Origin of the sequence: Methanobrevibacter arboriphilus JCM 13429 = DSM 1125 (genome assembly GCF_002072215.1) — an archaeon.
Lineage (GTDB): Archaea > Methanobacteriota > Methanobacteria > Methanobacteriales > Methanobacteriaceae > Methanobinarius > Methanobinarius arboriphilicus.
Genome location: NZ_JXMW01000003.1, coordinates 40,908 through 53,762 on the forward strand (window position 1 = coordinate 40,908; position 12,855 = coordinate 53,762).

The following is a 12,855-nucleotide window of genomic DNA, read 5'->3' on the forward strand; positions in this document are numbered from 1 at the left end:
TATTTAAATAAAATACTTTACATATTATTATTTGGCGATAATAATGGACTATCATCTAAATTACGAAAAAGAAGAGGATAATTATATTTTGTTAGGAAAGATATTTAAAATTATCGATTCTAGAAAAGCTAAAAGATCATTGGATTTTATGGTGTAAAAATATCAATATATTCATATTATGTCTTAAAATCATGTTTAAGATCATTTTTTTAGATTAGAGATTGATTTTGTTGTAGATTTAAAAAATCTTGGATTTAAATCCACAGTTATCATAGAATACACTTCTGCAATTCCTATTGTAACATTAATCCACTCAGGATCCCCTAATGATTCTAAACTTTTTGATGAAATTTTAAAAGAACTAAAAATAAGACGAATAATGAGAAACAACAAGATATTAATCTTCGATAAAGGATATTATGGCTATAAATATTATATTATCGGTATTTGTAAGTATAAAATCATCCCATTCATATTTCCAAAAAATAATTTCAATATTAATAAACTAAAAGGCCTATTGCCCTATCTTTTAGAAATATTTAATCCTAAAAAACCTATAGAAAAGTTAAAAACAATTTTCAGATAATTAAAAAGACAATTAATAAATTAATAGAGGATTAGGGAAGTCACAAACTTATAATAGGTAGATAGAAGATTTTTTCAAATTATGCAAATCAGGTCTAAACTTAAAAAAATACACAAATATACACCAAAGTCAGCTAAAAAACAACAATATGGAATGTATTTTTAGCAGAAATGATAATAACACTAGGATGCAACGAAAAAACAGAATTACAAAGGCTTTCAGAATCACGAAAAAAATAGGGCCCTAAAGTATATTATATAATCACTTAAATCTTTAAAGAATTATAAAATAAATTATAATTAAAAAATATTTCACATATTTTTCAATTAGTTATGTAGTTAAATTTAATAATAAGTTAATATTATAAATCATTTTGTAGAATATAAATGAACAATCTATGGTACAAACATGGTTAAACTTTTTAATAAGTTATTAGAGAAAAATAATAGTTATAATTTTTACAAAAATCAAAACTAGAAAATCAAATAAAAATTAATAAACAGCTGATAAAGAATTAAAATTAACAAATATATTATTGAAACAAAATAAAAACATTAATAAAAATATTAATAAAAATATTAGTGATGATTTTATAATAATGGATGATTATGATAGCTGTGGGAAAGATTGTTAAAAAGCTAACCCAAAAATAAATTTGAAAAATTGATTATAAAAAAGTTTTTTGGATATTTTAATTTAATAAATGTGATTTCATGAAAAATAAAAAAATTTACAGAATTATTTCTAAATTTTCAATATTTTGTTTGTTATTAAATTTAAAGAATATAGGCTTTAAAAATTTTCTAATTATTCTAAAAGGTTATAATATAACAAAAAATAGTAAATTTTTTAATAATAATTATTATATTAGGCATAATAAGGATATAAACTTCTTCAAATTCGATCCTTTTGTTCATTATTTATGTTATGGAGCTAAAGAAGGGAGAAATCCAAGTCATAATTTTAATACTAACTTTTATTTGTCTAAATATGATGATGTTAAAAATTCTAATATAAATCCGCTAATCCATTATTGTATATTTGGAATTCATGAAAAAAGACATATTAACTACAACTATGAAACAAAAAATAAAAATAAAATAATTAAAGAAAATTATGTTTCGCTTTCTTGTCCTGTTTTTGAATCTATGCCATTAGTATCTATCATAATCCTTAATAGAAATGGGGTTGATAATTTAAAAAGATTATTTGATAATTTTAAGGAAAACATTGTATACTCTAATTATGAAGTTATTGTAGTTGATAATGATTCTAATGATGCATCCATTCAATTTTTGAAAGAAATATCAAAAGAATTACCTTTAAAAATAATCAGAAATACTGAAAATAAAAATTTTTCAGAAGCAAATAATCAGGGATTTAGAGAATCTAATGGTGAATATATTCTTTTGCTTAATAATGATATAGAAACTACCTATGGATGGCTCAATGAAATGATGGGCATAATTATAAATGATAATAATATTGGGTCAGTTGGTGCGAAATTAGTTTATCCTATGTATTATGATTCTAGTAATAAAAAAAAATCATTTAAAGTTCAACATGCAGGTATAGCTTTTCGAACTGATGGTGATAATTTTAGAGCATATAACATTGGAAATGGAATGGATCCATTTGATAAAAGTATAAAAACGGATACTGTTGCAGGAGTTACTGCGGCAGCTATTTTAATTAAAAAATCTGTTTATGAGGAAGTTGGAGGATTAGATGAAACATATGTTTATGGTTATGAAGATGTTGATTTAGCTCTTAAACTTCTTAAAAGAGGATATAAAAATATTTTATGTTCAACTGCATTATTATTTCATCATGAATCCTCTACTCAAAGAAAGGATTCAATTAAAAAAGTCATTAAAAGGAGAAAAGAGAATTTTCTCTATTTAAATAAAATATGGAAATCTTATTTATTTGAAAAAATTCTTGAAGAAAAATTAAAATGTGAAAAATTATTAACAAGTGATTCACTTAATATAGGGATAATTGTAACTGAAATGGGCCCTAATTCAACTGCTGGAGATGTTTTTACAGCTTTAGAAATTTCTAAAGAATTAATTAACTTAGAATATGAAGTTAAATTTATAACAATAGATGAAAAGCTTAATGATCCTGATTTTGATATAATAATAAATCTTTTACATAACTATGATATTTCTAATTTGAATCTAAAAGAAAATATAATAAAAATAGCATGGATGAGAAATTGGTTTGAGGAGTGGGTTAATAAATTAGAAATATATGATTATGATATTTATATTGCTTCAAGTAAAAAATCTTGTAATTATGTAAGTAAAATTTTAAATAAAAAAGTTTTTTTATTGCCTATTGCTACTAATCCTAATAGATTCAATAATATACCCCCTTCTAATGAATATTTATGTGATTATTGTTTTACAGGGAGCTATTGGAATGTTCAAAGAGAAATAATTGATTTTTTGGATCCTGATGATTTGAATTATAAATTTTCTATTTTTGGTAAAAATTGGGATAAAATAGATAAATTTGAGAAATATAATAAAGGATTCTTTGAATACTTTAATATTCCTACTATTTATGCTTCTACGAGTATTGTTATAGATGATGCCAATCATGTAACGAAAAAATATGGTTCAGTTAATAGCAGAGTTTTTGATGCAATTGCTGCGAAAAAATTAGTTATAACAAATGGTGAAATCGGCTCAAATGAACTTTTCCATGGTTTACTACCTTCTTTTAACTCAAAAGAGGAGCTAAATAAGTTGCTTCGTTTTTATTTAGAAAATGATGAAATAAGAAACTCTAAAATAAATGAATTACATAAAATAGTTCTAAAAAATCACACATATAAAAAGAGAGCGTTAGAACTAAAAAATATATTTGAGCATGCTATTAAGGAAAAATTAAAATTTTTTAAAAATCCTTCTATTTCTATCATGGTACCAGCACCTAACAAAAAATCAGCAAAACATTGGGGAGACTATCATTTTGCATTAGCTCTTAAAAAACAAATTAGGATGAAAAACTTTTCTACAAGAATATTTTTCAGGAAAGAATGGAATAAAGAAAATTATTCTGATGTTGTTATAGTTCTAAGAGGCTTACATAAATATGAAACTAAACCAAACCAATTTAATATAATGTGGAACATTTCTCATCCTGAATTGGTCAGTATTGGGGAATATAATAGCTATGACTATATATTTATTTCTTCTATTTTTATGGCTGAAGAATTAAGTAAGAAATTAAAAGTTCCAATAAAGCCATTATTACAATGTACCGATGAAAAGCTATTTTTCCCTGAGAAATCAGCTAATCATGCTCATGAATTGCTTTTTGTTGGAAATAGTAGGGGGGTTTTTAGAAAGATAATAAAAGATCTTTTACCTACTAAAAGAGAGCTGGGCTTATATGGTCAACATTGGGAAAAATTTATTACTAAAAAGTATATATCTGATACTTATATACCTAACCATGAATTAAACAAGCTTTATTCCTCTTGTAAAATTTTGTTAAATGATCATTGGCAAGACATGGCTAAGAATGGTTTTGTTTCCAATAGAATTTTCGATGGACTTGCTTCAGGAGCTTTCATAATTTCTGACGAATTTAAAGATTCTAAAAAATTATTTGGGGATTTCTTAGTAACTTATTCAGATAAAAAACAATTGAAAAAGTTAATTGATTATTATATTGAAAATGAAGATGAGAGGATAGAAAAAGCTAGAATAGGTCGAAAAATTGTACTAAATAATCATACATTTGAAAAAAGAGCAGAAGAAATCTTAGAATTAATAAAGAATTTTAAAAAATAATTTAATTAAAATATTTTTTATAAAATAGGGGGTGTTGTTTAACTAAAGATTTGAAAAATTATACAAATAATATAAGATTTCATAAAATATCTAAATTCCCATAATTTATAACTATTAAATCCTTTGATTCATTATTTTTAACAATATTTTTAGTATCAAAAATAATAGGATTTCTCATTTTTTCCTTCATCAAATCATAATCTAGATTCTTAAATTCATCATGGTCAGATAATACAATACAGAGACTAGCATCTTTAATACATTCTTCAAAACTACAATAATTTTCATCTTCTACATGAGGATCATGGATAGCTATTTCAAAACCTTCCTTTTTTAATAGCTCTATACATATCAAGCTAGGACTTTCTCTTGTATCTACAGTATTTCCTTTATATGCAACTCCTAAAATCCCTATCTTTGGGGCTTCAATAGTTTTAATTCCATCAATATTTTCTAAAATCTCTTTTGTTTTATCAACCACGAATTTAGGCATACTATTATTAGTATCTCTAGCTAATTTAATCATTTTAGCTTCATCAGGAGCTAATGAATAAATAAAATAAGGATCTATAGCTAAGCAATGACCTCCAACTCCTGGCCCTGGACTGTGTATATTAACTCTCGGGTGTTTATTAGCTAATTCAATAACATCAAGAGAATTTACTCCTATTTTTGAACATATTTTTGTTAATTCATTTGCTAAAGCTATATTAACATCTCTAAATGTATTTTCCATACATTTTGACATTTCAGCTGTTTTAGCTTCTGTTTTCATTATTTTTCCCTTTACAAAAGTTTCATAAACTTCAGCTGCTTTATTCGAACATCGAGGTGTTATTCCTCCAACTATTCTATCATTATTTATGAGTTCTTCTATTATTTTTCCAGGAAGAACTCTTTCAGGGCAGTGTGCAAGATATAAGTCTTTCCCTATTTCAAATCCTGCTTTTTCAAAAATAGGTTTTATAATTTTGTTGGTTGACATTGGAGCTATTGTTGATTCTATAATTACAATATTTTCTTTTTCCAAGCAAGGAATTATGGATTCACATGCAGATATAACATAACTTAAATCACAAGAGAGATCTTCTATATTGTTTGGTGTTGGAACTGTGATTATAAATACATCACTTTTATGTGGATTTAATGATGCAGAATATCTTTTATTATTTATGGCTAGTTCTAATTTTTCTTTAAGTCCAGGCTCTTCTATGTGAAGCTCACAACTATTCAAACTATTAATAATATTAGGGTTTATATCTACTCCTACTACTTCACAACCATTATCTGCAAATAAAACTGCTGTTGGAAGACCAATATACCCTTGACCAATTATACAAACTTTCATTATAATCACTAGCTATTCAAATTTATAGATTTAGATTTATGGAAATAATTCTGATTTATGGAAATAATTTTTAGATAATTTTTAGATTTCAAATAATTATTTTATATAATTATTTTATATAATTATTATTAGATAATTATTAAAAATAATTATATTTAAAAATTTTATTTTAATTATATATCATTATGTAATTATTAATTTAACTAATATTAAATATTATAGAATATTATATAGTATTAGAATATTTATATATCAGTAAAAATAATATTATGTTTAGCGTATTTATTAAAAATTATTAAAAATAATACTAATTTAACTTTTATTATATATAAAATTCTCATATTAAATTTTAATTTATACAATAAAATTTATACAATAAAATATTACAGCAAAATATTATACAGTAAAATTATCTTCTATTATATTTATATTGTATAATATATTGTATATTTAAATATTTTATATTATATTGATTGTAGTATATTAAACATTTTTATATTATATTGGGCTCTATTGATTCTTTATTTTTTAAGAACAATCTATAAAAAATTAGTATTTTTAATATTAAAATTCATCAGTGATTAAACATGAATATAACAGTTATTGGAACAGGATATGTGGGATTAGTAACAGGAACTTGCTTTTCAGAAATGGGAAACAATGTTTATTGCATAGACATTGATGAGGAAAAAATTAAATCCCTTAAAAATGGGATAATGCCTATTTATGAACAGCATTTAGAAAGTATGGTTATTAAAAATCATAATAAAGGAAACCTTATCTTTACAACAGAACTTAAAAAAGGTTTATCTAAGTCGGATATTTGCTTTATAGCGGTAGGAACTCCAATGGCATCAGATGGTTGTGCTGATTTAAGTGTTGTTTTTCAAGTAGCTAAAAATATTGGGGAATTAATGTCTCATGATCTTATAATTGTCACAAAATCTACTGTACCAGTTGGAACAGGAGATAAAATTGATAAAATTATACAGAAAGAACTTGATAAAAGAGGAGTTAATTATAATTTTCAAATGGTTTCAAATCCCGAGTTTTTAAAGGAAGGGACTGCTGTTGAAGATTCTATGAGGCCAGATAGGGTTATTATTGGATCTGAAGATGAAAAAACTATCAACATGATGAAAGAGTTATATGCTCCTTATGTTAAAAACCATGATAGATTTATTATAATGGATATTAGAAGTGCAGAAATGTCTAAATATGCTTCTAATGCAATGTTGGCTACTAGAATATCTTTTATGAATGAAATAGCTAATATTTGTGAAAAAGTTGGAGCTGATGTAAACAAAGTCCGTTTAGGGGTTGGAAGCGATAAAAGGATTGGTTATAGTTTTTTATATGCTGGTTGTGGTTATGGTGGAAGTTGTTTTCCAAAAGATGTTAGTGCACTTATAAAAACTGGTGAAATAGCTGGCTATTCTCCTAAAATTTTAAATGAAGTAGAAAGTGTTAACAATAATCAGAAGGTGGTACTTGTTAATAAAATTAGAGAAAAGTTTGGAGAGAATCTTTCAAATCTTAGTTTTAGTATTTGGGGATTATCATTTAAACCAGGAACGGATGATATGAGAGAAGCTCCGTCTGTTGTGATAATTAATGAATTAATTAAATCTGGTGCAAATATCAAAGCTTATGATCCTAAAGCCCGTGAAGTAGCTGAGAATATTTTTAAAAATAATGAAAATATTGAATTTTGTAATAGTAAATATGATGTATTAAATGATAGTAATGGTCTTATTATTGTAACTGAATGGAATGAGTTTAAAAGTCCTGATTTTAATGAAATTCATGACAGATTAAAACATAAAATTATATTTGATGGTAGAAATCAATTTGACAAGGAATTGTTAGACACTTTAGGATTTGAATATTATCAAATTGGCTGTTAAATTTTATTTAAACTTATCAATGTTTTAAATTAAAATATAAGGATTAAAATATAAAGATTAAATAATATTAAGATGATATCATGAAAATATTAATAACTGGTTATAAGGGAATGTTAGGTTCAGATTTAGTAGAAACCTTAAAAAATGAAAATAAACACGAATTGATACTTACAGACATTGATGATTTAGATATAGCTAACTTTAATCAAGTAGATGAATTTTTAAAAAAAGAAGAACCAGAACTAATAATCAATGTAGCTGCATATACTGATGTTGATGGCTGTGAAACTAATCGAGATTTAGCTTTCAATGTTAATTCAATTGGCCCTAAGAATTTAGCTATAGTATCAAATGAAATTAATGCTAAATTGTTACATATTAGTACTGATTATGTTTTTTCTGGTGATAGTTTGAAACCTTATCATGAAGATGATAAAACTGGCCCTAATAGTTATTATGGCGAAACTAAACTCCAAGCAGAGTTATTTATTAAAGAAAACACAGATAATTATTTTATAATTAGAACTGCATGGTTATATGGTTTTAATGGAAAGAATTTTGTTAAAACCATGCTTCAATTAGCAAAAACAAATGATAAAATCAGTGTTGTTAATGATCAGCATGGTTCTCCTACTTTTACAAAAGATTTAGCTATAGCTATATCTGAACTTATTAAAACTGATAAATATGGAATTTATCATGTTACAAATAGTGATAACTGTACTTGGTATGAATTTGCAAAGCAGATATTTGAATTAGCAAATATAAATATTAATGTAGTCCCTGTAACTACTGAAGAATATCCTACACCTGCTAAAAGACCTGAGTATTCAGTTCTTTCAAATGAAAAATGGGAAAATGCTGGCTTTAAATCATTAAGATCTTATAAGGATGCTCTTAAAAATTATATGGAGCTTGAATTAGGAGTTAACTATAGGAATTAAACTTAATGATTAAATTGAGATTATGGAGATTTAAAAATGAAAGGAATTGTTTTAGCGGGAGGATCTGGAACTCGTTTATATCCAATTACAAAGGCAGTTTCCAAACAATTACTCCCATTATATGATAAACCAATGATTTATTATCCAATATCAGTTTTAATGCTTGCAGGAATTAAAGAAATACTTATCATTTCAACCCCTCATGACCTTCCTCAATATGAAAAATTACTTGGTGATGGAATTGATTTTGGAGTATCTTTTAGTTATGCAGTTCAAGATAATCCAAATGGATTAGCTGAAGCTTTTATTGTAGGTGAAGATTTCATTGGTAATGATAATGTAGCTCTTGTTTTAGGAGATAATGTTTTTTATGGACATAGATTAACTGAAATATTAGAGCATGCTTCTAAACTTGACGAAGGGGCTATAGTATTTGGATATTATACTAATAATCCAGAAGATTTTGGAGTTGTAGAATTTGATGATGAAGGAAATGTTTTATCAATTGAAGAAAAACCAAAAAATCCGAAATCAAATTATATTATTCCTGGTCTTTATTTTTATGATAATAATGTTATTGAAATAGCTAAAAATGTTAAACCATCTAATAGGGGTGAATTAGAAATAACTTCTATTAATGAGGAATATTTAAAACAGAATAAGCTTAAAGTTGAACTTTTAGGTAGGGGAATGGCATGGCTGGATACTGGTACTCATATTGGACTTTTAGAAGCAGCTAACTTTATAGAAACGGTTCAAAAAAGGCAAGGGTTATATATTGCTTGTTTAGAGGAGATTGCTTATTATAAAGGATACATTGATAAAGAAAAACTTGTTGAAATAGCTAAATCTTTGGAAAAAACTGATTATGGTAAATATTTATTGAAATTATCTTTAAATAGATGATTTTTATATTATTTTTTAATAATTATTAGATTAATAATTTAATAGCAATTCATTATTTTATTTCTTTAAATTTTATTATCTATTTTTTTAAATATTTTTTATTAATATATTTTTTTAATATATTATATGTTTCATTTAATTTGGAATATAATGTAGGTTGTGATTTAATATAATTCAATTTTTCATGATAGATAACTCTTTTTCTTTCTTTATTCCATTTTTTGTATTCGTGTTGATAATTTTTCAAACGTTTGTTAACTTGATTTTTATTTAAATTAGATATAGAAATTATAGGCTCTAATTTTGAGGTATTTCTGATTTTTTCATCTAAAGGGGCATTTTTGAGTGAAAAATTATTTTTATATATTGTTGTAATGCCATTTTTTTCCCAAAACTTTAGATAATTTTTAAAACGTTTTTCATGCTCTTTTTCTGGAGAATTAAAGTCAACACTATTTATTAATTCAAGTATAGAATCAAATTTTTTAATTTCTTTTGAATTGATTCTAGCTAAATTATGATAATCTGCAACTTCTTTCATGCGGCCGTCTTTTACAATAGTAATACTTGGGGTGCCTGCAAGCGTAGCTGCTATATTTCCGTGTAGCCTAGTTCCAAAGCTAAAATCAACTTTTTTTAGGAAATTTATCCATCCTTTAGCATTGATTGGAAAATAAACGTTGTTATTTTTATACATTCTTGATTTTAAACTTGTTGGATAAAATTTATTTTTTTTCTTTAATTCGGGACTACCTAAATATGATAAATGAAATTCTGAAAGCCATTGAGGTAAAAAATAATATTTATAAAATTCTTCTGAACTTTTTGAAATGAATTTAATTATAGATCTTGAGGATTTAAGTGAAGAATTTATAGATACTGTAGACTTATAGGTAATTCCTTTTGTATTTATTTTCATGTGTTTACCAAATGTAAACATTGAAGGGCACCCAGTTATCATAAAATCAGTATTTTCTTCAAACCCAAGGTTTGTTAGATAATCTGCGGTTATTTCGCCTCGAACTCCAACTATAGTTCCAGTTCCATTAACTGCATTAATAAAATCACATACTTCGTTATCAAATGAAAAATTTTTATTATCTAATTTTTTAATACTAGTTTTCACACCAATTCCTGCAACAATAAATGGTATTTCTAATTTTTCTATTAATTTTGTATATAATTTCAAATTTTTAATAAAATTAGGCCGAAAAGCATCAGCAAAAGGACAAACATATGCAATATAGTTATCATTAATTTTTTCAGCATCATTTAATTTAATTTTTCCATTTTCAACACCATAATAATCAGGAATTACCTCAAGATTTTCGGATGTTAATGTACGGAATACTCCATACTGATATATTAAATTGCCCACATTATTCCCAATTGAATTTCTAGCAATCATTTTTTCTGGACTGAAACTGTCAAAAGGTGAAATTCCTGCACGAATTAGCACTTTGTTCATATCATCAATCTCTTATTTCTTAAATAATCTATTTCATTCTTAATTAAAAGATTATTTTTATTTATTATTATTATTTTTTATCTTAAAATAGCAAATTTTTCAAATCTATCCAATTTTAAGTATCTTTATTATATTTAAGTTTCAAATTTTTATTTTCTTTAGAATATTTTCATAAGGTTTAAATATTTGTTAATACAAATCTAAAAAATACGAAATTCAATTTTAATTATAAATTAAATCGTTTAATGAAAGTTATATACTAATTTATAGCAATTGTATTTAGTTTAATTAGATCTATAACTTATTATTTAATTTATATTTTATCACTGGATTATATGGATTATAATTAATTAATATTATATTATAATTTTATATTATTTAATATAAATTTCATTATATAATTTTTTAGTGTATAATTTTTTATACTCTTATGTAATTGTATTATAATATTAATTTTTTTTATTTTTCAGCAAATTTTTTATCATTTATAAAAGGGGCGGATTGTATTTTTGATAAATTAAATTATTTTAAATCATTTATTTTTTTAAATATGAATATTTTTTCTTCAAAAACTGAAGATTTAAGTAGTAAAAATACCAGAATTTTTAAATATGATAACTTAAGAGGATTAGGTATATTATTAGTTGTTTTTTTTCATTTACTCAATTCTTTTTTTAATTTTCCTATTTATAAATCTATAGGACAATTAATTGTAATTATTGCAATGCCGATTATATTTTTTGTAAGTGGCTATTTTTCTAAAGTAGATGAAAATACTCAAATAAAGGCTTTTAGTGGAATTTTAATTCCTTATTTTTTATTTTGTACACTATGGATTATTTTCACATTCATTGTTTTTGGTTGGGATTTACCTAAAACTCCTTATTTATTACCCTCAGCTGGTCTTTGGTATTTACTTACATTATTTTTAATGAGATCATTTTTACCTGTTTTTGTTAGAATTAAGCATATTTTTTGGATTATGATAGCAGGTTCTTTATTAATTGGTTTAATATCATATAGTTCAAATTTTCTATCTATTTTTAAAACTGTTTATTATCTTCCTCTTTTTATGCTTGGATACTATTTTAAAAATTCAGAGTACTATTTGAGTGAATTAGATAGTAGAATTAGTAGTGTATTTTTAAAGGTAAGAAATTTTATTGTAAGTAATAAAATAATTACTTTTGTGTTTTTAATATTATTTTTAATAGCTTTATCATTTATTTTCGCTGATTTTCCAAAAAACTTCTTTTCTTTTGATATAAGTTATGATGATTTAGGAATCGGTGATAAACTAGGAATGTTTTTAAGATTGATAACAATTGCTGCTAGTATAATAGTTGCTATACTACTTAATTATTTAATGCCAAATAAAGAAATGTTTCTTACAAAAATAGGAATGAACTCATTAGCTGTCTATGTTTTACATTTTTATTTTACAAGATCACTTAAAACTTTTTTCCTTGGTTCATCTTTAGGAGATATAGTATCAAATAACCCATATTTAGCTATCATATATGTAATAATTGCTACTTTAGTAATCACATTCATTCTATCAAGGGATTTTGTAACAAAATCCATTAATAAAGTTATTAATTTATTTGTAAAATTACTTGTGAAAACTTCATAATATATAAATAAAAACTTTAATTTTAGCTTAATTGATGTTTAGTCTAAATTTAAATTTATTTTATTTAAATTTTTATTTTAATTTTTATTTTAATATCTTAGTTTAATTTTAATTTTTATTTATTATATTTCTGATTTTTTGATATTTATTATATTTTTAATATTTATTATTTTTAATAATCGAATATTATTTATTATAGTGGATATTTATTATTTTATAAAATATATTTATTATTACTTTTAAAATAATTTTTC

Annotated in this window: 7 protein-coding genes and 1 pseudogene; 6 read left to right on the plus strand and 2 right to left on the minus strand. The window is 24.0% G+C overall.

Translation table 11 applies throughout. The features are described 5' to 3' along the window. The first annotated feature begins 43 nt into the window (after positions 1 to 43). Together MBBAR_RS09995 and MBBAR_RS02020 are read left to right on the plus strand one after the other, a co-directional pair. Positions 44 to 825: pseudogene (locus tag MBBAR_RS09995) on the plus strand (transposase). Between the two features lie 474 nt (positions 826 to 1,299). Continuing rightward, a complete protein-coding gene (locus MBBAR_RS02020) occupies positions 1,300 to 4,395 on the plus strand; it encodes a glycosyltransferase family protein (RefSeq protein ID WP_080459615.1) in 3,096 nt (1,031 codons plus the stop codon). A gap of 79 nt (positions 4,396 to 4,474) precedes the next feature. Here the strand turns inward: MBBAR_RS02020 and MBBAR_RS02025 are convergent, their stop codons facing one another. Continuing rightward, a complete protein-coding gene (locus MBBAR_RS02025) occupies positions 4,475 to 5,743 on the minus strand; it encodes a nucleotide sugar dehydrogenase (protein WP_080459616.1) in 1,269 nt (422 codons plus the stop codon). 587 nt (positions 5,744 to 6,330) lie between these two features. Between MBBAR_RS02025 and MBBAR_RS02030 the strand changes: the two genes are divergently transcribed. The 3 genes from MBBAR_RS02030 (at position 6,331) to rfbA (ending at position 9,500) form a co-directional block, all read left to right on the plus strand. After that, a complete protein-coding gene (locus tag MBBAR_RS02030) occupies positions 6,331 to 7,650 on the plus strand; it encodes a UDP-glucose dehydrogenase family protein (RefSeq protein ID WP_080459617.1) in 1,320 nt (439 codons plus the stop codon). Positions 7,651 to 7,730: 80 nt separating this feature from the next. Further along, positions 7,731 to 8,594, plus strand: coding sequence for a dTDP-4-dehydrorhamnose reductase (gene rfbD / locus MBBAR_RS02035; RefSeq protein WP_080459618.1), 864 nt, complete (start codon positions 7,731 to 7,733; stop codon positions 8,592 to 8,594). 36 nt (positions 8,595 to 8,630) lie between these two features. Further along, complete coding sequence (rfbA, locus tag MBBAR_RS02040) at positions 8,631 to 9,500, plus strand: glucose-1-phosphate thymidylyltransferase RfbA (protein ID WP_080459619.1); 870 nt, start codon at positions 8,631 to 8,633, stop codon at positions 9,498 to 9,500. Positions 9,501 to 9,579: 79 nt separating this feature from the next. On the opposite strand, the gene MBBAR_RS02045 is transcribed toward rfbA, so the two are convergent. Further along, a complete protein-coding gene (locus MBBAR_RS02045; RefSeq protein WP_080459620.1) occupies positions 9,580 to 10,968 on the minus strand; it encodes a polysaccharide pyruvyl transferase family protein in 1,389 nt (462 codons plus the stop codon). Positions 10,969 to 11,518: 550 nt separating this feature from the next. Here MBBAR_RS02045 and MBBAR_RS02050 point away from each other — a divergent pair. Further along, complete coding sequence (locus MBBAR_RS02050; RefSeq protein WP_143746098.1) at positions 11,519 to 12,601, plus strand: acyltransferase family protein; 1,083 nt, start codon at positions 11,519 to 11,521, stop codon at positions 12,599 to 12,601. Positions 12,602 to 12,855 lie beyond the last annotated feature (254 nt).